This is a genomic window from Achromobacter sp. (assembly GCF_049647645.1).
GTDB lineage: Bacteria > Pseudomonadota > Gammaproteobacteria > Burkholderiales > Burkholderiaceae_B > Achromobacter.
Genome location: NZ_JBARYB010000237.1, coordinates 1 through 24020, shown reverse-complemented (window position 1 = coordinate 24020; position 24020 = coordinate 1). Strand labels below are relative to the sequence as shown.

Sequence of the window (24020 nt, the reverse complement as noted above, 5' to 3'; positions counted from 1 at the left end):
CACCGCAGGAAAACTAAGGCCGGCCTCGCAGCCACTCCTCCAGATCCGAAGCCGGCAACGGCGGCGAAAACAGGAACCCCTGCCCCGCCGCACAGCCCTGCTCGATCAGGAACCGCCGCTGTTCCTCGTTCTCGACGCCTTCGGCTACCACCGGCAGGCTCAAACTTTCGCCGATCCGAATCACTGCGCTGGTCAGCGCCCTCGCCGCGTCGTCGCTCTCCAGGCCTTGCACGAAACTGCGGTCCAGTTTGAGTTCATCGACGATCAGGCGCCGCAAATGGCCCAGGCTGGAGTAACCGGTGCCGAAGTCGTCCATCGACAGCCGCACCCCGAGCCGGTGCAGCTCCGCGATGGTGCGCAAGGTGCCGGCGGTGGCGTCCAGCACCACGCCTTCGGTGATCTCCAGCATCAGGTCCGCCGCCGCCAGCCCGAACTCCGCCAGCGTCGCCTCGATCAAGCGCGGCAGGTTCAGGTTGTGGAAGTTCGTTGCGGACAGGTTCACCGACACCGACGGCACCCGCAGTCCCTTGCCGCGCCAGACTGCCAGCTGCGAACACGCCTCGCGCACGGCCCAGTCGCCCAGGTCGCCAATCAGCCCGCATTCCTCGGCCAGCGGCACGAAGCGCGCCGGCGAGATATCGCCCAGGGTCGGATGGCGCCAGCGCGCCAGCGCCTCGACGCCGTACAGTTGGCCGTTCTCCAGGCCCACCTGCGGCTGATAGTGCAGGCGCAGCGCCTTGGCCTCCAGCGCGTCGCGCAGGGCGGCTTCCAGCGCCAGGCGCTCTTGCGCCTGACGGTTCATTTCAGCGCTGAAGAAGGAGATGCGGTTGCGCCCCGCCGTCTTGGCCTGGTACATCGCCATGTCGGCGTGACGTAGCAGCGTATCCATGTCGCGCCCATTTTCCGGGAACACGCTGATGCCGATGCTGACCGAGGGGTTCAGGGTGATGCCGCCCACCGAGAACGGCTGGGCCAGGGCCACCAGTACGTGCTCGGCCGCGGCCGTCAGGCGGCCGTGTTCGAAGTCCGGCATCAGCATCACGAACTCGTCGCCGGACAAGCGGCCCACGATGTCGGTCGCGCGCGCCAGGCGGCGCAGGCGCTGCGCCACGTCGCGCAGCAGCGCGTCGCCGATGGGATGGCCCAGCGTGTCGTTGACCTGCTTGAAGCGGTCCAGGTCCAGGAACAGGACGGCGACGCGCTTGCGCTCGGGTTCCGCGCGGGCGATGGCCTGTTCGGCCTGCGCCAGCAGCAGGTTGCGGTTGGGCAGGCCCGTCAGTTCGTCGTAGAACGCCAGTTGGCGGATACGGGCGCGGGCCTCTTCGCGTTCCAGCGCCAGCGCGCACAGGTAGACGCACACGTCCACCAAGCGATGGTGGAAATCGTCGGGCAGGCGCCGCTCGCGGAAATAGAAGCCGAAGGTGCCTATCACCCGGCCGTCGCTGGATTTGATCGGCGACGACCAGCAGGCCTTTATGTCATCGGGCAACGGCAGATGGCGGTAATCGTCCCATAGCGGATCGGTGGAGATATCCGGCACGATCACGGGCCGCCCCAAGAAGGCGGAGGTGCCGCAGGCGCCTGCCTGCGGACCGATGGCCACGCCGTCCAGAGCGTCGGCAAAGGCCTGCGGCAGGCTGGGCGCGGCCAGCGGCCGCAGCAGGCCGGCGTCGTCCACCCGCAGCACGCTGGCCGCCACCTCGGGCGCCAGGCGCTCGACCTCGCGGCACACCATGTTCATGACCTCGACCACCGAGGCCTCGTTGACCATGGCCTGCAGCACGCGGCGCTGCAAGACTTCATGTACCTTGGTGGGCGTGATGTCCGTCAGCACGTCCACGATGTTGACCAGCGCTCCGCGTTCATCGAACACGGAGTTCGCCATTACCGACACCCACAGCGGCCGGCCGGCGCGATCGTAGACCAGCACGTCCTTGTGATAGCCCTCGCGGCAGGCAATGCGGCGGTCCAGCTCTTCACGCGTGCCGCCGTCCTGCCGGCCGCCGGCCAGCAGTTCGCCCAGTTCCTGGCTCACGGCGTCGCCGCGGGCGAAGCCGAGCATGCGTTGGAAGCCGTCGTTGACGTAGACGATGCGGCCGTCCTTGCCCGACACCGCGACGGCGTTGCCGGTTTCGTTGATGCCCAGCAGCAGCAGGCGGATCTCTTCCTGGCGATCGGCATCCGCAATGGACTTGCGGGATATGACGGAAATTCGTACCACTTCGCCGGCTTCGTTGGCGATGGGCATATAGGTGGCTTCAATCCAGACGAAACCGCCGTCGCTCTTGCGGTAGCGGCAGGTGCCGGTGAAGTGCTTGCCGCCCAGAAGCCTGGCCCAGACCTGTTCGCCGCCGACGATGCCCTTGCCCTCGTCCATGCTGTCGCACAGCATGTCGTGGCGCAGCGCCAGCGCCTCTTCGCGGGCGTAGCCCGCCAAGGCGAGAAAGTTCGCATTGGCGTTCAGCAAGGCGCCGGCGGGGTTGAAATCGAACAGCAGCAGCGCCCGATCCATGGACGCCAGGTAAGTGCCCGGGTGCCACGCGGCGCCTTGAGGACGCTCGTCGGTGACGCCTGGATAGGAATCAAGCATATGGGGCTCCATGCCGGATAACAGCTGGTCCGGTTTCATTCAGCGCTTCGGAAACCCGAGTTCGACGCGGTCGCGTCCGTCCTGCTTGGCCAGGTACAAGGCCTGGTCCGCGCGGCTGAGCGTTTCAGAGAAAGTCTCTCCCAACTGGTGGTATGCCATGCCTATGCTGACCGTCAATCCCAAGACGCCATCGCCCACCGTGATCGCCAGGGCCCGTACCGCGCCCACCAGCCTGTCCATGACGCGTTGGGCGGCCTCGGGCTGGGTACTGGGCAGCAGCACCAGGAATTCCTCGCCGCCCCAGCGGCCGCACAGATCGTATTCGCGCAGGTTGTTGCACAGCGCGCCCGCCAGCTCGACCAGCGCGCGGTCGCCTGTTTCATGGCCATAGCGGTCGTTGACCGACTTGAAGTGATCGACGTCCAGCATCGCCACGACGAAGGTCGAACCGCCGCGGGAGACGCGCAGGACTTCCTGCTTGATCATTTCCATCAGGGCGCGCCGGTTCAGCAAACCGGTGAGCGGATCGCGATTGGAGGTTTCCAGCAATGCGGAGTTCAGGTCCCGCATCATGTTCTGATAGTGGTCCGAGATGCGCGCGATGCGAGTCAGGCGGCGCAGTTGCCGGTCGAAACGGTCGCAAAGGCCCAGCTCGCGTTCGTGCGCCATGCTTTGGTAGGCGTCCGACAGCTGGGTCACGCGCTCGATGCGCGCCATTTGCTCGGCCGTGTGCCGCCAGAGCGCGTCCAGCGCTTCATGCAACGGATGGCCTTGATAGGCCGGGTCCGCCAGCAATTCGGCGATGCGCTTGTCCAGCTGGGCGGCGGCGGATTTCATTGGCGGCCGACGACTGAAAAGGGAAAGGTGCAGTCTTCCTTGAATTCCTCGGCCAGCTCGCCAACGCGTTCATTGCGCATGTCGTAGAACCAGGTCACGCTGACCTCGCGGCCCTTGCCGTAAGCGGCCTCCAGCAGGTCGAAGATGTCCATGACGGACTTGATGCTGCTGGTGTTCAGGTACAGCAGCTCGAGCTCCAGCTTCAGGGGCGCGGCGCTGCTCAGCAAGTAGGCTTCGACCCATTCAATGACGGGGCCGAACAGCTCGAAGGAATTCTCGGGATAGGAGTCGCCGCGCATCGCCAGCACGCCAGCAGCAGTGTCGGCGGTGATGGCGGGCGTGGACTGGGTCCCCGGAATGTCTAAATCTTTCATCAATTGCTCCAAATATATTTCTTGGGCAGGCGCGTTCATATCACGACGCTCAGGCTGAAAAACGCCTGCCCTGCCGCCGCCGCGGGCGTGAGGCTGGCTTCCAGCGGAGCGCCTGCCCGGCGGGCGATATCGATCAACCCCAGGCCCGCGCCCGACGCGACGCCCTGGGCGCGCGGCTTGTGCAACTGCGCCTTGTACTCGGCCTTCAGGGCCGCCTTGTCCAGCGCCGCCAATTCCTGGATGCGGGCGACCAGCGACCGGCCGTCCTCGGACTTGACCAGATTGCCGGCGGACACCACATAGCGGCTTTCGTCGCGGCGGCCGATCACCACGGTGGCCGAGGCGTCCACGTCGCCATGCTGCGCCGCGTACTGGCGGATATTCTGGATCATCTCGATGTAGACGGAGAAAACGTCCATGGCCTCGGCCGGCCGCGCGTGCTCCGCGTTCAGGTAGTTCTTGAGCGCGTTGCCGATTTCCTCGATCAGGCTACGGGAAATCGGTCCGTTGAAGCACAACAGGGTGCGATTCTGGTTGAACCGTTCGCCCAATGCGTAAAGATCGGAGGCATTCATGGGGTAACCGCCCTGATAACGTTTATTCGAAACGGAACGACAGCAAGGTGATGTCATCACGCTGCGGCTGGCCGCCTTGGTACTCGGCCAGCGCCTGGGTGAAGGCGGCCGCCTGTTCGGTTAACGGCCGGCGCGCGTGCGTCTTGAGCATTTCCGCGAACCGGGTATTGCCAAAGCCAAAGCCGTGCTCGCCTCCCGCCTGGTCCAGGAACCCGTCCGTAACCAGGTAGAAGGTCCAGCCAGGCTCCATCTGCAGTTCGATGTTTTCGTAGGCCTCGGTACGCTTGTCCCCCAGCGCCCGCTTGCCGCCGGGCACCTCGCGCAGTTCGTCGCCGTTGCTTGCATACAGGCTGATCTTGGCGCCGGCATAGCGCAGCCTGCCGGCCTGGCGGTCAATATATACCAGGGCCGCATCCGTGTTCGTGGCCAGCGCGCGGGGCAATTGCGCGTCCGCAAGCATGGCGCGGATGGCGTTGTCGGTGCGGGTCAGGATGGCGGCCGGATCGGCCGGTCCCGCCTCGGTGATCGCCAGGTCGATGGCTGCGCGGGCCAGCATGGTCATCAGCGCGCCAGGCACGCCATGGCCGGCGCAATCCATGATGCCCAGCAGGCAATTGGCGCCGTCGGAGCGGAACACGTAGAAGTCGCCACCGACCACGTCGCGTGGTTTCCACAGCACGAAATGGTGGGCTCCCAGGGACTGGGTCAGTTGGCGGTCCGGGAGGATGGCGCGCTGGATCAGGCTGGCGTAGTCGATGGAGTCGTCGATCTTCTTGTGCGCGGCGGCCATGGCGCGGTTGGCGTCCTCGAGTTCGGAAGTGCGCTCGCGCACCTTGGTTTCGAGTTCGGCCGTGTGCTGGCGCACCTTGTCCGCCATCACGCCGAAGGCCCGGCTGAGGTCGCCGATCTCGTCCTGGCCGCCTGGCGGCAGGCGCACGTCGTAGCTGCCGTTGGCGATGGCCCGCGCCGACTGCTGCAGGCGGCGCAAGGGACGCAGCATCAGCCGTTCTATGGCGTATCCGAAGCACAGCAGCATGGCCGCGAACAGCACCACCAGGCCGATGGCCGCGGGCCAGAGCCAATCCGTGTCCAGCACCCGGGCCGCCCCCAAGTCCACCACGGTCAGTACGTGCCAGTGCAGTTCCGGCATATAGGCCACCGAAACCAGCTGCCGGATGCCGTCCATTTTGACCCAGGCGGATTGCACCGACTGCGGGTCGGTCCGCGCCGCCTTCAGGGCTGCGGCCAGCTCGGCGCGGCCCTCGCCGCCGTCCAGCAGGTTGAACACCGTGCCGCGGCCGGCACCCGCGCCGCCGGCGCCCGAGTTGTAGGCGATGAGCGAGGCGTCCATGTGCGCCTGGATCGCGCCTTCCTCGTCGACGATGATGGGAGTGACCCCCGGCTGGCCGCTATTGACGAATTCGCGCAGGAACCCGCCCACGTCCAGGCCGGAGCCGGTCAGGCCGATGACCCGGTCGCCGTCGCGCACCTGGACGTTGATCCAGACCTTGGTGGTCTGCAGCTTCAGGTCCGGATTGACGTTGATGTTGTACTTGGCCGGGGACGCCAGCGTCAGGTAGAACCAGGCGTCGTCGGCGGCGCTCTTGCTCAAGGTGTAGCGCGGCGTCTCGGACAGCGGCTGGTCATCGTTGAAGTAATAGTTGCCGGACGCGGCGCTGGCGATGAAATAGGCGCGGCCCAGCAGATCGCGGCGGTAGCCGTCGGCTTCGCGGAAGAACAGCTCGCGCGCGGCCGGATCGCCTTCGTGGCGCAGCCAGCGGCGCGTGACCTCGCTATCCGCCAGCCGCAGCGACAGGGCCAGTTCGCGGGACACCGGCGCCAGGATGCGCTGGCGGTTCAGTTGCGTGAAATTGTCCGAGAAAGCACGCCCGAAGTGCTCCCTGACGCCGTCCAGCACCTGCCAGCCGATCAAGGCGGCCGGCGCCAGCGCCACTACGCACGCCAGCAACAGCGCCATCAACGATTTTCTGCGCAAACCCCATTTCGCCATGCAAAGTCTTCCTGACAACTAGATAAGACGTAACCTGCGTGAAAAGGGGACGCATGCAAGAGCTTAAGCCGTGTAAGCCGCCTATTGCCGCGCGATTGCCCCGCCTGTTCAGCCATGAGCTCGATGCGGGCGTACCCATGCGGCACGTCCAGCGCGACAAGTTTAGAGAACAGTGGTTCCAATTGAAACAGGCGCAAACGCTTGTAAGACGTTCCCGCGCCCTTAGTTGCATGGCTGCAATGTAAATATCGATTTATTGCTTTTTATTTCACGACTGACGGCATTTGCCTGTTTACATTGCAGCTTTCTTGCTACACGCCCAGGTAGCGTTCCCAGAGGCCGCGATCGGCATCCAGGGCCTGGGAGTCGCCGGTCCAGACCACTTTGCCGCGTTCCAGGATCACATGGCGGTCGGCCAGGCTCAGCAGCCGCTCGACGTATTTGTCGATGACCAGGATGGTCTGGCCGGCCTGGCGCAGGCGTGCCAGGCAATTCCAGATTTCCTCGCGGATCTTGGGCGCCAGGCCTTCGGTGGCCTCGTCCAGGATCAGCAGCCGGGGGTTGGTGACCAGTGCCCGGCCGATGGCCAGCATCTGCTGTTCGCCGCCCGAAAGCTGGTTGCCCATGTTGCGGGCGCGCTCGTGCAGACGCGGAAAGAGTTCGAAAACCCGTTCCGGCGTCCAGGGTTCGCCGATGTCCGGATTGCGGCCCGCAACGAAGGCCGTCAGGTGCTCGCGCACGGTCAAGTTGGGAAAACACTGCCGCCCTTCCGGCACGATGGCCACGCCGACCCGCGCGATGCGGTCCGGGCTCCAGCCGCTGATGTCCTGGCCGGCAAACTGGATCTTGCCGCCGCGCAGGGGCAATTGGCCGAACAGGGTGCGCAGCAGCGTGGTCTTGCCCATGCCGTTGCGGCCCAGCAAGGTCACGACCTGGCCCGCGCCGATCTGCAGGTCCACGCCGAACAGCACCTGGCTGGCGCCGTAGCCGCTCTTGACGGATTCGATGGTCAGCATCATGCGGTCTCCTCGTCGCCCAGATAGGCCTGCCGCACTTCCGGGTTGGCGCGGATTTCGTCGGGGGTGCCGGTCGCGATGACGCGGCCATACACCAGCACCGACAGGCGGTCGGCCAGGCGGAACACTGCCTGCATGTCGTGTTCGACCAGCAGCATGGCGGCGCGGCCGCGCATGGATTCGATCAATTCGGTCAGGCGCACGGTTTCATCCGGCCCCATGCCCGCCATGGGCTCGTCCAACAGCAGCACGTCGGGCCGCGCGGCCAGGGCCAGCGCGAATTCGACCTTACGCTGTTCGCCGTGCGGCAGGGTGCCGGCCGGGCGTTCCAGCAGGCTGGCGTCGATGGCGCATTCACGCGCCAGTTCGCGCGCCTGTTCGTACAGGGCCGATTCGGCGGCGCGCGGCTTCCAGAAACGGAAGCTGCTGCCCGCGTGCGCCTGCACCGCCAGCACCAGGTTGTCCAGCACCGTGGACTGCTTGAAGATATTGGTGATCTGGTAGGAACGCGACAGCCCGGCGGAAACGCGCTGGTGGGCGTTCATGCCGGTGACGTCGCGGCCGCCCACTTTCAGCGTGCCCGAATCCGCCGTCAACGTGCCGGACAGCAGGTGGATCAGCGTGGACTTGCCCGCGCCATTGGGGCCGATCAGGGCGTGGATTTCGCCCGGGTTCAGGGACAGCGAGACATTGTCGGTGGCGACCAGCGCGCCGAAGCGGCGCACCAGTCCCGTAGCCTGCAGGGCCGGCGTTACGGCTGCGTTCATGATCCCACCTTGCCGGATTGGGGAGCAGCGGCGCGGCCGCTGAACAGGGGGCCGAACAACCCGACCAGGCCGCGCGGCGCGCCGAACACCACGCACAGCAGCAACACGCCCAGGGGCAGGTGCCAGTATTCGGTCCACAGGCGCAGCACCTCTTCCAGGGTCAGCATGACCACGGCGCCAGCCACCCCGCCATAGCGCAGACCGATACCGCCCACCAGCACCATGATCAGCAGGTTGGCCGATTGGGTCCAGTGCATCAGGCTGGGCGAGATGAAGAGGTTGTGGTTGGCCAGCAGCGCGCCCGCCAGGCCGGCTATCGCGCCGCTCAGCGTGAAAGCCATCAGCTTGATGCGGTAGACCGGATAACCCATGGATTCCATGCGCGATTCGTTGCCGCGTATGCCTTGCAGGGCCGTGCCGAAGCGCGAGGCCACCACCCGCCCGAACACCCACATGATCAGCGCGAACAGCGCCAGCACCAGGTAATAGAAGCTGACGTCATGGGCCAGGTCGATGCCCGGCAGGGTGGAATAGCCCGGCAGGTTCAGCCCATCCTCGCCGCCATATTGGCGCAGCGAGATGAAGATGTAGAACAGCATCTGCGCGAAAGCCAGCGTGATCATGATGAAGTACACGCCGCGAGTGCGCAGCGAAATCGCCCCCGTGATGCAGGCCAGCACCGCCGCCAGCAACATGGCCGTCGGCCAGACGATCAAGGCCGACGTGACGCCCGACATGGCCAGGATGCCGACCGCGTAGGCGCCCGCGCCGAAAAAGGCCGCATGCCCCAGCGCCACCATGCCGCCGTAGCCCAGGATCAGGTTCAGGCTGGTCGCGGCCAGCGCGTAGATCAGCACGCGCCGCACGAAGGAAATATAGAAGTCCAGGCCCAGCGCCGGCGCCACCAGGGGGAACACCGCCAGCGCGGCCAGCAGGACCACGGTCCAGATGATGGATTTCATGGTCAACCCCGCGCCGGAAACAAGCCGGAGGGCCGGAATACCAGCACTGCCGCCATCAATACGTAAATGGCGATGGCGGCCAGCGTCGGCCCGACGCTGGAAGCCACGGCCGGAGAAAAGACCTGGCGCAGCAGCATGGGCAGGAAGGCCCGCCCCGCCGTGTCCACCATGCCCACCAGCAGCGCGCCGACGAAGGCGCCGCGGATCGAGCCGATGCCGCCGATGACGATGCACACCAGCACCAGGATCAGGATTTCTTCGCCCATGCCCACCTGCACCGAGGTGATCGGGCCCAGCAAGGCGCCGGCCACGGCAGCCAGCATGGCGCCCAGCACGAACACGCCCAGGAACAGCAGCGGCACGCGCACGCCCATCAGGGTGGCCATCTGGCGGTTGGACGCGCCCGCCCGCACCAGCACGCCAGCGCGGGTGCGCGTCACGAACCAGTACAGGCCCGCGGCGGCGGCCACGCCGAAGACGATGATCATGAGGCGATAGGCGGGATACAGCAGATCGGGCAGCAACCGAACCGGGCCGGACAACACGGCCGGCATGTTCAGCATGACGGGAGCCGGCCCCCAGATCATCTTGACCAGATCGTTGGCGATGAGAATGATGGCGTAGGTGCCCAGCACCTGGGCCAGATGGTCGCGCAGCGCGAGGCGGCGGATCAGCGTGAGTTCCAGCACCACGCCGACGATGCCGGTGGCGACGGCCGCCACCAGGACGGCGGCGGTGAATGAACCTGTGCGCTGCATGGTCTCGGCGGCGACATAGGCGCCGGCCATGTAGAGCGAGCCGTGAGCCAGATTCATGATGTCCATGATGCCGAACACCAGGGTCAGCCCGGCCGCGATCAAAAACAACATCAACCCAAACTGCAGACCGTTCAGCAATTGCTCGACGATCAGCGTAAACGTCATGAAAACTTCCCCCCGCCGCGAATTGCCGATGGCCTAGCTCGCGGTCAAATCACCAAAGCCAATCTGATTGCGCACCACGCGCGGCGCGTGCAGCGGTGTCACCCGATCCAGATGCCGCGGAGCCGGCTTCGCCGGTCCGCAGGCATGCCCCCTTGAGGGGGAAGCGCGCAGCGCTTCGGGGGTGGGCTACAGCTTGCACTCGCCGACGTAGACGTCCTGGTACTTGTCGAACACCTTGCCCACCAGCTTGTTGGTGATGCGGCCGCTGCCGTCCTTGTCGACGACGCGCAGGTAGTAGGACTGGATCGGATAGTGGTTCTTGCCGTAGGTGAAGTTGCCGCGCACCGAGGGGTAGTCGGCTTTTTCCAGCGCGCGCACGATGGCGTCGCGGTCGGAGGCCTTGCCGCCGGCCTGCTTGACGGCGGCGTCCATGGCCATGATCACGTCATAAGCCTGGGCGGCGTACACCGAGGGGTAGCGGCCGTTGTATTCCTTGCGGAAGGCTTCGACGAAGGTCTTGTTCTGCGGCACGTCCAGGTCATGCGCCCACTGCGCCGTGTTGTACATGCCCAGCATGGGCTCGCCCACGGCCTGGATCACGTCCTCGTCGGCCGAGAAGCCCGGGCCGATCAGCTTGACGCTTTGCGCCAGGCCGGTCGACACGAATTGCTTGACGAAGTTGATGCCCATGCCGCCCGGCAGGAAGATATAGACGGCGTCCGGCTTGGCGGCGCGGATCTGCGCCAGCTCCGCGGCGTAGTCGATCTGGCCGAGCTTGGTATAGACCTCGTCTCCCGGGGCGGTCTTGTAGCCGCGCTTGAAGCCGTTCAAGGCGTCCTTGCCGGCCGGATAGTCCGGGGCCATGATGAACATCTTCTTGAAGCCGCGGTCCGCCGCGACCTTGCCGGCCGCTTCGTGGAAGGCGTCGTTCTGGTAGGACGTGCCGAACCAGTACGCATTGCACTGCGCGCCGGCGAACTGGCTGGGGCCGGGGTTGTTCGACAGGTACGGCACCTTGGCCGCGAACAGCGCGGGGCCGACGGCCAGCGCCACGTTCGAACCAATGGGGCCGGTGAAGAAATCGACCTTGTCGCGCTGGATGTAGCGCGTCACCAGTTGGCGGGCCTGGTCGGGGTTGCCGCCCATGTCGGTCTGCACGAACTCGGCGGGCTGTCCGCCCAGCTTGCTGCCCAGTTGCTTGATGGCCAGGTTGAAGCCGTCGCGGGCTTCGGCGCCCAGCGCCGAGAACGGACCGGAGATGTCGTTGGCGATGCCGACCTTGATGGTGTCGGCGCTGGCCAGTGCCGGCACCAGGGCGGCGGCGGCCAGAAGGGAAGTGATCAAACGCATGGTGGTGTGCTCCGTGCGCGAGCCCGCGCAGAGGGTGTTCTTTTTTGGAATCGCGATTCGAAAGACTTCTTGCTGCACAGCCAAGGCTGGCGTGCTTCATAGTTTAGGTTTAAAGTATTCGGCAAAACAAGTCTAGGGTTTTTACCAAAGGGTTTTTACTAATAAGCTACCGCCATGGCTACCCTCCACCAAAACTATGAAAGCGCAGCGCCAGCTACCCGGCACGACGTTCGCGCGACAGTACCCGACATCCCGCCGATACTCAAGAAGCGCGCCGCCGGCCACGCCACGGCGTACCCGACGATCCGCGCGATCCTTGATCAACAGCATCTGGCGCCCGCCCCTCATTCCCGGTAATTTCCATAGCCATGACCGACACCCCCGACCTGGAATCGCGCGCCGCGCCCGACGACCACCATGCGCTGCGCCTGTGGCTGCGCATGCTGACCTGCGCCAATCTCGTCGAAAGCGAGATCCGCAGCCGCCTGCGCAATGAATTCGACACCACCCTGCCGCGCTTCGACCTGATGGCGCAATTGCAGCGCGCGCCCAAGGGCATGAAGATGGGTGAACTGTCGCGCCACATGATGGTCACCAACGGCAATATCACCGGCATCACCGACCAGCTCGAAAAGGAAGGCCTGGTGGTACGCACCAAGGTCGAGTCCGACCGCCGCAGCTCGCTCATCAAGCTCACGCCGCTGGGCAAAAAGAGCTTCGCCCGCATGGCCCGCGCCCACGAATCCTGGGTCAAGTCCATGTTCGGCGACCTGCCCGAAGGCACCCGCAACGCGCTGTTCCAGGCCCTGGGCGAACTCAAGCTGCAAGTGGTGGCGACCCGCTCGGAATCCGCCAAGACCTGAAGGCCCGTACGCCGATGTCCGCTAGCGGATTGGCGCATAATTGCCGCCATGATTCCGGTTTCCCTTCCTGGCGGTAATTTCTACGTGCTGATGGCAGCGTCGCTGGCCTGCCTCGCCACGCTGCTGACCTGGCTGGCCGTGCTGGCCACCACGCCCGGCGCCCGGGCATGGCTGGGCGGCCACCGGCGCGGCGGCGCCATCTTGATGGCCTTTCTCGCCATCATCGGCGCCATCTTTCCCTATCAGCAGTTCAGCCTGTGGTTCTCGGCCCGGCAGAACGCCCAGGCCGATGCCGAACGCAAGACCGTGCTGGCCCAGCCGACCCAGCTGGCGGGCGTGGCGATGCCGGCCGGCACCGTGCTCAGCCTGGCCCAACCGGGCGACCTGACTTCGTTCGACCTCGCCGTCTTCCCCGAAACCCACCCGGCCTCCATCCAGGGCGTCGCCGCCACGCGCCTGTTCCGCTACCCGGCCAGCAGTAAGCAAGCCGAGACCCTGTCGGTGGAGATCGCGCGCGACCAGGCGCAGGATGGCTGGCTGTGCGCGCATGGGCACCGCCTCGAATTCGTGCTGCGCGACGGGCACCCAAGCTTCGCCAGCTGCCATCTGGCCATCGGCAACACCCTGAACCAGCAGCCCGTGCCGCCTGGCGCCTGGCTGAAGGTCATCAACGGCGCCAGCGCCGCCGACGCGCCGCGCTGGCTGCTGCGCACCGAAGGCAGCGAGGCGCTGGAAGTGGCCCGCATGCCCCTGCTGAAGGTGGACATGCAGCTGGACAGCCAACGCCGCATGCTGGACTTCGAGGGTCTGCTGGCCCGCGAAACCATGCTGGGCGATATGACCTACCAGCCCGGCACCCGGGTGTTGGCCGCCAGCCTCCGCCTGCCCGGCGCCCGGCCGGGCGATCTGCTGTTCTCGCCTTCGCGCGGGCGTTCGGCGCGCCGCGCGGGCGGCGAAGACGTGCCCGCAGGCAAGTCGGTGCTGCAGGCCCCGGACGGCGCCGTGCGCAGCGTGCTGAGCAACCGCGAGGCCGGCGTGCTGGACGTGGCGGCCATGCGGATCGGTCCCTGACCGGACGCTGTCCCGATCCGGTGGGATAATACGAAGCTTTCCCCCGCGCGCCGCCTCGCCTGGCGGCGATTCCGTCCTGCTCATACATGAGACGAAGTCATGGCCGTTAATCTGCAGATCCCCTCCGAGTCCGAAATTTTTCCTGTTGCCGGCGTTGAAATCGGCGTTACCGAGGCCGGCATCCGCAAAGCCAACCGACGCGACCTGACCGTATTCCGCTTCGCGCCGGGCACCAGCGTGGCCGGCGTGTTCACGCGCAACCGCTTCTGCGCCGCGCCCGTACAGGTCTGCCAGGCTCATCTGGCCGCCGGCGGCCCGATCAGCGCCCTGGTCATCAACACCGGCAACGCCAACGCCGGCACCGGCGCGGAAGGCCTGCAGAAGGCCAAGGACACCTGCGCCGCGCTGGGCAAGCTGCTGGGCGTGCCCGCCGCCGAAATCCTGCCCTTCTCCACCGGCGTCATCCTGGAGCCGCTGCCGCTGGACCGCCTGGTCGCCGGCCTGCCGGCCGCCATCGCCAACCTGGGCGCCGACCACTGGTTCAGCGCCGCCCACGGCATCATGACGACCGACACCCTGCCGAAGATCTCTTCAGCCAAGGTGCAGATCGGCGGCAAGACCGTCACCGTCACCGGCATCAGCAAGGGCGCCGGCATGATCCGGCCCAACATGGCCACCATGCTGAGCTTCCTGGCCACCGATGCCGGCATCGCCCAGCCGCTGCTGTCCAAGCTGGCCGGCGAGATCGCCGACGCCTCGTTCAACCGCATCACGGTCGACGGCGACACCTCCACCAACGACTCCTTCATCATCGCCGCCACCGGCAAGTCGGGTGTCGAAGTGAATGCCGAATCCGATCCGGCCTACGCCGCCGTGCGCGAGGCCCTGACGGCTGCGGCGCTGGAACTGGCCACCAAGATCGTGCGCGACGCCGAAGGCGCCACCAAGTTCATGACCATCCGCGTGGAAGAGGCCGGCAACACCGAGGAAGCGCTGAAGGTGGCGTACGCCGTGGCCCACTCGCCGCTGGTCAAGACCGCCTTCTTCGCGTCTGACCCCAACCTGGGCCGCATCCTGGCCGCCGTGGGCTACGCCGGCATCGACGACCTGGACGTCTCCAATATCCGTCTGTGGCTGGACGAGGTGCTGGTGGCCAAGGACGGCGGCCGCAACCCCGCCTACCAGGAAGCCGACGGCCAGCGCGTGATGAAGCAGGCCGAAATCCAGGTGCGCATCGCGCTGGGCCGCGGCCAGGTCAGCGACACGGTCTATACCTGCGACTTCTCGCACGAGTACGTGTCCATCAACGCCGACTACCGCTCCTGATCCGCAACTTCCTGGACTGCAGACGTGACCGCAACCGAGTTCTCCACCCTTATCCAGCGCGCCGAGCGCGTGCTGGCGCAGCTGGAAGCCTGGCTTCCGCCCGCAACGCCCGAAATCGACTGGACCGCCCACGCCTACCGCTGGCGCAAGCGCGGCGCCCGCGGCTGGCTGGACGCCGTGCGCCACGTGGCGCGCATCGACAAGGCGGACCTGCAGCACATCGAGCGCCAGAAGGGCATCATCGACCGCAACACGCTGCAGTTCCTTGAGAAGAAACCGGCCAACAACGTGCTCATGACCGGCGCCCGCGGCACCGGCAAGAGCTCGCTGGTCAAGGCCATGCTGGCCGCCTACGGCGACCGCGGGCTGCGCCTGATCGAAGTGGACAAGTCGGATCTGGGCGATCTGGCCGACATCGTCGAGCTGGTCGCCGCCCGCCCCGAACGCTTCATCGTGTTCTGCGACGACCTGTCGTTCGAGGAAGGCGAAGCCGGCTACAAGGCGCTGAAGTCGGTGCTGGACGGTTCGGTGTCGGCCTCGGGCGACAACGTGCTGATCTACGCCACCTCCAACCGGCGCCACCTGATGCCGGAATACATGAGCGAGAACCTGGCGGCCAAGCACCAGCCCGACGGCGAGATCCACCCAGGCGAAACGGTCGAGGAAAAGATCTCGCTGTCCGAGCGCTTCGGTCTGTGGCTGTCGTTCTACCCGTTCAAGCAGGACGACTACCTGGACATCGTCTACCACTGGCTGCGCGAGCTGGGCTGCCCGGAAGCGCAGATCGAGCCCTCTCGCACCGAGGCGCTGCAATGGACCATCGAGCGCGGCTCGCGTTCGGGCCGCGTGGCCTATCAATTCGCGCGCGACTGGGCGGCCCGGCATGTCTGAGAAGATCATCGACGTCGCCGCCGGCCTGATCCTGCGTCCGGACGGCATGCTGCTGCTGGGACAGCGTCCCGAAGGCAAGCCCTGGGCGGGCTGGTGGGAACTGCCGGGCGGCAAGCTCGAACCGGGCGAAACCGTGCTGGAAGCGCTGGCGCGCGAGCTGCAGGAAGAAATCGGCATCCGCGTCACGCAGTCGCGCCCCTGGGTCACTTATGTGCACGCCTATCCCCACACCACGGTGCGCCTGGCGTTCTGCCATGTCACCGGCTGGGAAGGCGAACCGCGCGGCCTGGAAAACCAGCGCCTGGAATGGGTCAACCCCGCGCAGGCGGCATCGGTGGGCGATTTGTTGCCCGCCACCCTGCCCCCGCTGCGCTGGTTGCAGCTGCCCACCTCCTACGGCATCAGTTCCATGGGCTCGCGTGCCGGCGTGGCCGCCTTCCTGGGCCGCCTGGACGCGGCGCTGGCGCGCGGCGTGAAGCTGGTGCAGCTGCGCGAGCCGCAATGGCCGGACGGCGTGGCCTCCCCTTCGCTGCATGAAGTGCTGCAGCAGGTGCAAAAGCGCTGCCGCGCCGCGGGCGCCCGGGTATTGGTCAACAGCGTCCATCCCGCCGCCTGGTGGCGCGAAGCCGACGGCGTGCATCTGCGCGCGGCCGATGCCGCCAAGCTGACGGTCCGCCCCGAACTGCCGGCCGGCGCGCTGGTCGGCGCATCGGCACACGACAACGCCCAGGTCGTCCACGCCCGCGAACTGGGCGCCGACTTCGCGGTGCTGGGGCCGGTGCTGGATACGCGCAGCCACCCCGGCGCGGCGACGCTGGGATGGGAAGGCTTCGTCGAAGGCAACCGCGATGCCGGCATTCCGGTGTACGCGCTGGGCGGCCAGTCCACCCAGACCGTGTCGCAGGCGCTACGCCATGGCGCGCACGGAATTGCGGGGATACGCGGGCTGATCTGAGCCGCGCGGCGGCTTTGCAGAAAGCCGCCGCCTGCCTGCCAGCTCGGCGGGCGCATCGACTGGCTCCCTGGCGAGGCAGCCTCCGGCCCCACCCTCACTGGATTGACGCTACTCCGCGATTCCTTGCGGAACGCCGGCATGCGCCCTGCGCCGCGACACGCTTTCCCAGGCCGCCACCAGGATCATGATCAAGGTGGTCAAACCGCCCACCATGAGGTTGTCGGTCACAAAGGCCACGGGCGCCAGCACAGCCAGCAACACCAACCCCACTGCGTGCGACAGCGGGAAGCGGCCGTAGACCACTGTCTTATAGATGCCGTTGCCTGCCAGGTATAGCGCCGGGCCGCCGATCAAAGCGGCAGCCGCCGGCATGGCAATGCGTCCGTCCGGATGCAATATGACCAACTCGTTGGCCACGGCGGACACGATCACGCCGGCGATCAGGATGACATGCACATAATGGAACCAAGCGCCGATACGACCTGGATCGTCGCTATGCACGATGGCCTCGCTGCCATCGCGGCTGCTGGTGTCGAAATACACCCACCACATGGCCGCCGTGCCCAGGAAGGCCGCGAGCAACGCGATCAGCGCGGGCGCGTTCCAGCGCTCCAGACCAGCCAGCGTGGCGCCGGTGATGAGCAGGGTTTCGCCCAGCGCCACGATGACGAACAGTTGGCAGCGCTCCGCCAGGTGGCCTCCCTCGATCGTCCATTCGCTAGTCGCGGAACGCCCCAGGCCGGGAAAGCGAAAGCCGATCATGGGCGACAGATACTCGCAGGCCACCGCCAGCGCCCACAACGCCAGCCGGGTGCCGTCCTGAGACAGTCCGCCGGCGATCCACAAGACCGCTGATACGCACAGCCAGGCCAGCATGCGGCGGAAGTTGGGCGCCAGCGGATGCGCGGGTCCCAGGTGCAGCACGATGAACAGCGTGCGCCCCACCTGGATCAGCGCGTAGCTGACGGCGAACACCAACCCAGTGGCGCCGAACGCGCCCGGCAGGGCGGCGCCAAAGACCAGGCCGGCCAGCATCACCGCAAACAGCATGACGCGCATGGGCACAGCGTCGGGGTCGAACCAGTTGGTGACCCAGCAGGTGTACTGCCAGCCCAGCCAGACGGCGAACCACAGCACCAGGGCATGGAGAGCGCCCATCAAGGTCAAATCGTGCAGCAGGCTGTGGGAGATCTGGGTGACCGCGAAGACGTACACCAAGTCGAAGAACAACTCGACGTAGGTGACGCGGGCTTCGTGCCCGTCGCGGCGACGCAGCAGGTTGACGCTTGCGAAGAAGGTCATGGCATAGGCTGGCTGGTGATGGTGGCGCAGCCAGATTAGCGCAAGGCAGGTCGCGCCGAACCGTCAAATTATGCAAAGCCAGGCTGGCGTGGCGGCGACGCCACGCGCCTGGTTCTGCCGGGCCAGGATACCAACCTCAAGGGCAGGGACCCAAGCGCATACAGTGCACGGCTGGCTGCGCGCTGCGGTAAGCCGTCATGGAAAACCGCGCCAAGCCTCGCCGTCAGTCAATCTTGTAATCCATCCACGACGCAACCATCTCGCGCAGGCCCCCGCCGTCATCGAAGGCTTCGCGTCCGCCCTCGGCCTTGTTGCGGCCCAACTCCAGGATGTACATGTAGTCCGACACTTCGGCGCAGCGGCGCACGTTCTGGTCCACCAGCACCACCGTCATGCCCTCGTCGGCAAAGCCGCGGATCAGCGTGTAGATCTCCTTGGAGATCTTGGGCGCCAGCATGGCGGTGGGCTCGTCCAGCAGGATGACCGAGGGCTCGATCAGCAAGGCCCGGCCGAACTCCACGAAGCGCTGTTGCCCGCCGCTCATGCTGGACACAGGATCGTCGCGCTTCTGCGCCAGGATCGGGAAGCGGTCGTAGACCGAGTCGATGCGCTGGCGCACGCGTGCCTTGTCCTTGCGGAACGGCCAGCAGCCCAGCAGCAGGTTGTCGTGTACCGACAGTTCGCCGAACAGGCTGCGGTGCTGCGGCACGAAGGCCACGCCGTGGCTGGCGCGCTCATGCGAGGGCTGTGCGCTGATGTCCGTGCCGCGCAGGGTGATGCGGCCGGTGCGCGGCGGCAGGAAGCCGAACATGGTCTTCAACACCGTGGACTTGCCGGCGCCGTTGGGGCCGATGACGCCGGTCACCTTGCCCGCGCGCGCCTGGATGTTGACGTGGTTCAGGATGGTGATGTCGCCGTGGTAGGCCACGGTCACGTCTTCCAGCGCGAGTATCGACGTGCTCATGTCAGGCTCCCAGATAGGCTTCGACCACGCGGGGGTCGGCGCGCACTTGCTCGGCGTTGCCCTGGCTCAGGATGGCGCCTTCGTTCATCACGATGATGTGGTGGGACAGCTGGTAGATCGAGGTCAAGTCGTGCGACACCAGCACCACCGAGCAGTCGTGCTCGCCCGGCAGTTCGCGGATGACCGAGATCAGCAGTTGCGCCAGCGCCGGATTGACGCCCGCGAAAGGCTCGTCCAGCAGCACCACCTTGGGCCGCGCCACCATGATGCGCGCCAGTTCCACCAGCTTCTGCTGTCCACCGGACAGCTCTTCCGCATAGTTGTGGCGCAGCCGGTGCAACTCGACCTTGTGCAGCCAGTATTCGGATTGCGCATAGCGCTCGTCGGCGCTGCGGCCAGTCTGCTGCTGCGCCACTTCCAGGTTGTCCAGCAGGGTCAGCTGGCGGAAGATGCGCGGCACCTGGAAGGTGCGGCCCCCCCCCAGCCGGGCGACTTCGTGGATCTGCTTGCCGGCGATGTTCTGGCCGTCGAGCTCGATGCGGCCTTCGTCCGGGGTGTAGATGCCGTTGATGCAATTGAGCATGGTGGTCTTGCCCGACCCGTTCATGCCGATGATGCCCAGGATGGAACCCCGCGGCACGTCCACGTCCACGCCCTGCAAGGCCACCAGCCCGCCGAAGCGCTTCTTGAGATTGCTGACTTTCAACATGTGTCAGGCTCCTGTTAGCGCAACGCCTGGCGGCCGAAGAGTCCGCTGGGCCGGATGAAGATGGTGGCGACCATGAGCGCGAAGCCGCAGATGGTGGCGATGGAAGGATTGAAGAACACCACCGACACCTGCTCCGTAACGCCGAACAGCAGCGCACCCACCAAAGCCCCCACCGGATGGCCCAGGCCGCCCAGCACGATGACGATGAAGCCGATCAGGGTGTAGTCGTTGCCCATGAACGGCGAGAAAGCGGGAAACACCATCGCCACCAGCACGCCGCTGGCCGCGGCCAGGCCGATGCCCAGTCCGAAGGCCACGGCCGACAGGCGTTCGGCGTTGATGCCGACGATGCGCACCGCGTCGCGGTTCATGATGATGGCGCGCAGCGCCTTGCCCAGCTGGCTGCGGTACAGGAACACCGTCAGCGCGCCGATGATGGCCAGCGCGATGACCAGCGCCAAAAGACGCACGGTGGGGATCAGCACCGGCCCGAACTTCAGGAACACGGGTTCGATCTCATAGGGCAGCGAGCGCGCGTCCGCGTCGAACACCAGCAGCATGATGGCGCCCAGCATGATGGACACGCCGAACATCAGCAGCAGCGAGCTGATCTCGGGATCGTCCGCCTTGGACAAGCGCGGAATCAGCACGAAGTAAAGCAGGTAGCCCGCCAGGAAGAACGCGGCGAAGGCCAGCGGCAGCGCCACCAGCGGGTTGATGCCGGCGTACTCCATCAGATAGAAGGCGAAATACGCTCCCAGCACCAGGAATTCGCCGTGCGCGAAGTTGACCACGCGCAGCACGCCGAAGATCACGTTCAGCCCCACGCCGATCAGGCCGTAGATGGCGCCCAGGATCAGGCCGTTGATCAGCCCTTGGATAATCAGTCCGGTCATGGCGGTTCCTCAGGCGATGTAGCGGCGCAGTTGCGGCTTGCGTTTGATCAGGCTGCCGACGATGCCGCGCGGCAGGAACAACATCAGCAGCACGATGATCAGGCCCAGCAGCAGCAAGTTCACCACCGGGAATTTCTGCCAGATCACGTGGTCGATGCCCAACAGCGCCAGGGTGCCGACGACCGGCCCGAGAATGGTGCCAAAGCCGCCCGCCATGGCGTAGATGATGCTCTTGGCGGTGATCAGCACGTGGAAGGCGTATTCCGGATCCACCACGTTGGTGTACCAGGCCTCGATGCCGCCAGCCAGCGCAGGAAACAACGCCGCCAGCAGCCAGGCCTTGAGCCGCGTGTTAGGCACATGGATGCCGACGCAGGCCGCCGCGCCGTCGTCGTCGCGGATGGCCTTGAGCGCACGGCCCAGGCTGGACACGGACAACCAGGTGACGGTGGCCAGGGTGGCGCCCATCACCGCCAGCATGGCGTAGTAGCTGTGCGTGGGGTTGTTGGCGTTGGACAGGATGATGCCCATGCTGCCGCCGGTGAAGGACTGCGGCAGGTTGGAGATGATTAGCTTGACGATGGTGGCCAGCGCCAGGCTCACGATGCCGAAGTACACCCCGCGCAGGCGCAGCGTGGGCGCCAGCAGCAGCGCGATCGCCACACCCACGCCGCCCGCCGCCAGCAGCGACGGCAGGATGGGCCAGCCCAGGATCTTGTAGCAGATGCCGGTGGCGTAGGAGCCCACGCCATAGAACACCACGTAGCCGAACGGCAGGTAGCCGGTGAAGCCGACGCAGATATTCATGGCGCTGGCCATGGTGATCCACAGCATCAGATAGAACGCGAACGAGATGTTCGACGTCGCCATCGGGATCAAGGCCAGGCCCGCGGCCAGGCCGGCAAAGACGATCACGGCGATGCGGGTGCGCAACCGCACTGCGCGCTGATCCTGCGCGCGATGCGAGGCGGCGCCCGCCGCCAGGACGGGACTGCTGCTCATATGTCTACCTCCGGGCCGCTTCCGGGTTGGACGGCCGCTTTATTTGGAGGCGATTATGACCAGTTCAAACCATAACTGCAAGTTAAGGACTAACCCTTATTTTTGACCGGAAAGGCCTCGGCAAGCACTTCGCGCAGCTCCTTGATGAACTCCAGCGCAATGGCCGAGGGCTCGCGGTTGCTGGCGTAGACGGCCGAAATATTCAGGGGGATGCGTTCGGCCAGCGGCACGATGACCACGTCCGGCATGGTGTTCTGCATGACGGTGAACTCATCCACAATGGCGATGCCCACCCCGGCATTCACCAGGGCACAGGCCAGCTGACTCCAGGGCACGTCGGCGCACATGCGGCACGGCAGGCCCGCCTGCTCGAAGGCGCCCAGCACCAGCATGCCAAAGGGCATGCGGGTGCCCACCACGATGTGCGGATGGGGCGACAGATCAGCCAGACTCACCTCGGCGCGGCCCGCCAGCGGATGCGCCTTGGGGATGGCGGCCACCATGCGCCCCACGTGCAGGGGCTGGGACGTGAGGAAGGGATGGTCGGCCTGCATCACCACCAGCCCCAGCTCGGCCTCGCCCTGCAGCACGTCGGTGATCAGGGTGGGCAACGCCGTCGTATTCAGCCGCAACAGCAATTCGGGATGGCGCTGCTGGAAGCGCGCCACGGCGCGCGGCACCAGGAACTGGGCCAGGCTGGGAATGGACGCCAGCCGGAGCACTCCCGTGCCATGCTCCGCCAACGCATCAGCCAGGTCGTTGACGCGCTGCATCATGCGCTGCGTTTTTTCGATTTCCTCAAACAGGCTCTGCACTTGCGAGGTTGGCCTGAGCTTGCCGCGGACCCGCTCGAAGAGGGTCACCCCCATCGCCTTCTCGGTATGCGCCAACATCCGGCTGACCGCCGGTTGCGAAATATTCAGCAGCCGGGCAGCGCCGCTGATGGATCCGGCCATGACGATGGCCCACAACATTTCGGTCTGTCGGTAATTCAATTTATTCAAGGCGTGCGCTCCATGCCTATTTGTTATACGCTATCTCGCGTGTTGAGCAAACATTGCCCAGCACCAGGCCTCTGTCCGATGGTCCGCCACGGAACGCGGGGCCGCATACCAAAAACGATAGGAGACCTCCCATGCACGCTAAACCCTGGTTGTTCCGCTTACCGGCCCTGGCTCTCGCCGTCGCCGCACTGACCCCTGCCCTGGGCGCCGCCCAGACCTCGGACAAGATCCGCGTCGGCATGACGGTGTCGTCCACCGGCAGCTTCGCGCTGGCCTCGCAGTCGGGCGTGCGCGGCGTCGAACTGTGGGTCGACGACGTCAACCGCCGTGGCGGCATCGAAGTCAAAGGCAAGAAGTACCCGGTCGAACTGGTCAAACTGGACGACCGCAGCGACAAACAGATGGTGACGCGCGTTTACGAACGCCTGATTGTCGATGAAAAAGTGGATCTGGTGTTCGCGCCCTTCGGCTCCACGCTGACCGCCGCGGCCGCCACCGTCACCGAGCGCCTGGGCAAGTACATGATGGTCTGGTCCGCCGCCAGCGACGATCTGTACAAGCAGGGTTTCAAGAACATGGTGTCGGGCACGCAAATGCCGGTGTCGGCCATGCTGCGCGCCAACATGGAGCTGGCCGCCAACCAGGGCGTGAAGAAGGTCGCCATACTGTATTCGGACGAGCCGTTCCCGGCGGGCCTGGCCGAAGGCGGCAAGGAGCAGGCCGCCAAGAACGGCATGCAGGTCGTGCTGTTCGAGAAGTACCCCAAGGGCCAGAAGGACTTCAGCACCATCCTGCAGAAGGCCCGCGCGGCCGGCGCCGAGGCGCTGGTGCCGACTTCGTATGAAGGCGACCTGATCAGCATGACGCGCCAGATGAAGCAGCTGGATATCAACTTCCCCTACGTCTTCATGGTCTATGCCTCGACCCCGCAATTCCAGGCCATCGGCGCGGACTCCAACTACATCTACAGCCACACCAACTACCACCCCGCCATCAACTGGAAGGTCAACGCCGGCTTGACGCGCGAGCAATTCGCCGCCGCCTATGACCAGCGCTTCCCCAAGGCGGAGTTCCCGCCCGACTTCCAGACCGCGCTGGCCTATGGCGCGGGCGCGCTGACCGAGGAAATCGTCAAGCAGGCCGGCAACACCGACGCGGCCGCGCTGAAGAAAGCGTCGCTGGATCTGTCGGGCAAGCTCACCGTCATGGCCGGCCCCTACGCCATCGACGAAACGGGCAAGCAGCTGCTGATGCCCTTCCCCGTGGTGCAGCTGCTGCCGGGCAAGGGCATGGTCCCGGTCTGGCCCGCGGATGTGGCCACGCAGAAGCCGGTGTACCCCGCCCCCGACTGGAACAAGCGCTGAGCGCGCAAGCAGGAAGACGGCGCGCGGCTGCCACGCGCCGTTCTGACATCACCCGAGGAAAACATGTCTGACATTGCATTTGCCACGCTCAGCGAACTTGCGCAGGGCCTGGCCGAAGGCCGCTACAGTTCGGTGGAACTGGCGCGGCACTACCTGGACCGCATCGACCGCGCCAATCCGGCGCTGGGCGCCTACGTCAGCGTCGACCGCGAGGGCGCGCTGCGCCTGGCCGAAGCCGCCGACGCGCGCCGCCGCGCCGGCTACGGCC

The 24020-nt window shown here is 66.1% G+C and carries 22 protein-coding genes and 1 pseudogene; 7 read left to right on the top strand and 16 right to left on the bottom strand.

Annotated elements, in window-relative coordinates:
- Window positions 1-13: 13 nt before the first annotated feature.
- From WBB14_RS27420 to WBB14_RS27375, 10 genes are all read right to left on the bottom strand, one after another.
- Complete coding sequence (locus WBB14_RS27420) at window positions 14-2590, bottom strand: sensor domain-containing protein (protein ID WP_424242550.1); 2577 nt, start codon at window positions 2588-2590, stop codon at window positions 14-16.
- Window positions 2591-2629: 39 nt separating this feature from the next.
- A complete protein-coding gene (gene siaD, locus WBB14_RS27415) occupies window positions 2630-3427 on the bottom strand; it encodes a biofilm regulation diguanylate cyclase SiaD (protein ID WP_424242549.1) in 798 nt (265 codons plus the stop codon).
- Entirely contained in the window at window positions 3424-3801 is a 378-nt protein-coding gene (gene siaC / locus WBB14_RS27410) for a biofilm regulation phosphoprotein SiaC (RefSeq protein ID WP_424242548.1), read from the bottom strand. Before siaC ends, siaD begins: the two co-directional genes overlap by 4 nt.
- 35 nt (window positions 3802-3836) lie before the next feature.
- Complete coding sequence (gene siaB / locus WBB14_RS27405; protein ID WP_424242547.1) at window positions 3837-4376, bottom strand: biofilm regulation protein kinase SiaB; 540 nt, start codon at window positions 4374-4376, stop codon at window positions 3837-3839.
- Between the two features lie 22 nt (window positions 4377-4398).
- Window positions 4399-6387: a biofilm regulation protein phosphatase SiaA gene (siaA, locus tag WBB14_RS27400; protein WP_424242546.1), complete on the bottom strand. Its 1989-nt coding sequence runs from the start codon at window positions 6385-6387 to the stop codon at window positions 4399-4401.
- A gap of 311 nt (window positions 6388-6698) precedes the next feature.
- A complete protein-coding gene (locus WBB14_RS27395) occupies window positions 6699-7403 on the bottom strand; it encodes an ABC transporter ATP-binding protein (RefSeq protein WP_332013766.1) in 705 nt (234 codons plus the stop codon).
- A complete protein-coding gene (locus tag WBB14_RS27390) occupies window positions 7403-8170 on the bottom strand; it encodes an ABC transporter ATP-binding protein (RefSeq protein ID WP_332013765.1) in 768 nt (255 codons plus the stop codon). The genes WBB14_RS27395 and WBB14_RS27390 overlap by 1 nt, the downstream gene beginning before the upstream one ends.
- Window positions 8167-9132 (bottom strand): branched-chain amino acid ABC transporter permease, encoded by a 966-nt coding sequence (locus tag WBB14_RS27385; RefSeq protein ID WP_424242545.1) that lies wholly within the window; start codon window positions 9130-9132, stop codon window positions 8167-8169. The genes WBB14_RS27390 and WBB14_RS27385 overlap by 4 nt, the downstream gene beginning before the upstream one ends.
- A gap of 2 nt (window positions 9133-9134) precedes the next feature.
- Window positions 9135-10055 (bottom strand): branched-chain amino acid ABC transporter permease, encoded by a 921-nt coding sequence (locus WBB14_RS27380; protein ID WP_332013763.1) that lies wholly within the window; start codon window positions 10053-10055, stop codon window positions 9135-9137.
- A gap of 186 nt (window positions 10056-10241) precedes the next feature.
- Window positions 10242-11405, bottom strand: coding sequence for an ABC transporter substrate-binding protein (locus tag WBB14_RS27375; protein ID WP_424242544.1), 1164 nt, complete (start codon window positions 11403-11405; stop codon window positions 10242-10244).
- A gap of 368 nt (window positions 11406-11773) precedes the next feature.
- On the opposite strand from WBB14_RS27375, the gene WBB14_RS27370 reads away from it, so the two are divergent.
- The 5 genes from WBB14_RS27370 (at window position 11774) to WBB14_RS27350 (ending at window position 16511) form a co-directional block, all read left to right on the top strand.
- Entirely contained in the window at window positions 11774-12268 is a 495-nt protein-coding gene (locus tag WBB14_RS27370; RefSeq protein WP_088138207.1) for a MarR family winged helix-turn-helix transcriptional regulator, read from the top strand.
- Between the two features lie 48 nt (window positions 12269-12316).
- Window positions 12317-13339 (top strand): hypothetical protein, encoded by a 1023-nt coding sequence (locus WBB14_RS27365; protein WP_424242543.1) that lies wholly within the window; start codon window positions 12317-12319, stop codon window positions 13337-13339.
- 99 nt (window positions 13340-13438) lie between these two features.
- Window positions 13439-14665 carry a bifunctional glutamate N-acetyltransferase/amino-acid acetyltransferase ArgJ gene (argJ, locus tag WBB14_RS27360; RefSeq protein ID WP_424242542.1) on the top strand — a complete coding sequence of 409 codons (1227 nt, stop codon included), beginning with the start codon at window positions 13439-13441 and terminating at the stop codon, window positions 14663-14665.
- A 24-nt stretch (window positions 14666-14689) separates the two neighbouring features.
- Window positions 14690-15556 carry an ATP-binding protein gene (locus WBB14_RS27355; protein WP_424242541.1) on the top strand — a complete coding sequence of 289 codons (867 nt, stop codon included), beginning with the start codon at window positions 14690-14692 and terminating at the stop codon, window positions 15554-15556.
- Entirely contained in the window at window positions 15549-16511 is a 963-nt protein-coding gene (locus WBB14_RS27350) for a Nudix family hydrolase (protein WP_424242540.1), read from the top strand. The genes WBB14_RS27355 and WBB14_RS27350 overlap by 8 nt, the downstream gene beginning before the upstream one ends.
- A 108-nt stretch (window positions 16512-16619) precedes the next feature.
- On the opposite strand, the gene WBB14_RS27345 is transcribed toward WBB14_RS27350, so the two are convergent.
- The 6 genes from WBB14_RS27345 to WBB14_RS27320 all read right to left on the bottom strand — a co-directional run bounded on the left by WBB14_RS27345 (window position 16620) and on the right by WBB14_RS27320 (window position 22358).
- Window positions 16620-17813: a low temperature requirement protein A gene (locus WBB14_RS27345; protein ID WP_424242539.1), complete on the bottom strand. Its 1194-nt coding sequence runs from the start codon at window positions 17811-17813 to the stop codon at window positions 16620-16622.
- A gap of 223 nt (window positions 17814-18036) precedes the next feature.
- On the bottom strand, window positions 18037-18777 hold the full coding sequence (locus tag WBB14_RS27340) for an ABC transporter ATP-binding protein (protein ID WP_207471108.1): 741 nt from the start codon (window positions 18775-18777) through the stop codon (window positions 18037-18039).
- A 1-nt stretch (window position 18778) separates the two neighbouring features.
- Window positions 18779-19486, bottom strand: a complete 708-nt coding sequence (locus tag WBB14_RS27335) for an ABC transporter ATP-binding protein (RefSeq protein WP_424242538.1) — start codon at window positions 19484-19486, stop codon at window positions 18779-18781.
- Between the two features lie 14 nt (window positions 19487-19500).
- Window positions 19501-20382: a branched-chain amino acid ABC transporter permease gene (locus tag WBB14_RS27330; RefSeq protein ID WP_054459258.1), complete on the bottom strand. Its 882-nt coding sequence runs from the start codon at window positions 20380-20382 to the stop codon at window positions 19501-19503.
- Window positions 20383-20391: 9 nt separating this feature from the next.
- On the bottom strand, window positions 20392-21384 hold the full coding sequence (locus WBB14_RS27325; protein ID WP_424242537.1) for a branched-chain amino acid ABC transporter permease: 993 nt from the start codon (window positions 21382-21384) through the stop codon (window positions 20392-20394).
- Between the two features lie 89 nt (window positions 21385-21473).
- On the bottom strand, window positions 21474-22358 hold the full coding sequence (locus tag WBB14_RS27320; RefSeq protein ID WP_424242559.1) for a LysR family transcriptional regulator: 885 nt from the start codon (window positions 22356-22358) through the stop codon (window positions 21474-21476).
- 161 nt (window positions 22359-22519) lie between these two features.
- Here WBB14_RS27320 and WBB14_RS27315 point away from each other — a divergent pair, with 161 nt between their 5' ends.
- Window positions 22520-23752 (top strand): amino acid ABC transporter substrate-binding protein, encoded by a 1233-nt coding sequence (locus WBB14_RS27315; protein WP_424242536.1) that lies wholly within the window; start codon window positions 22520-22522, stop codon window positions 23750-23752.
- A gap of 63 nt (window positions 23753-23815) precedes the next feature.
- A pseudogene (locus WBB14_RS27310) lies at window positions 23816-24020 on the top strand (amidase); the annotation flags it as partial.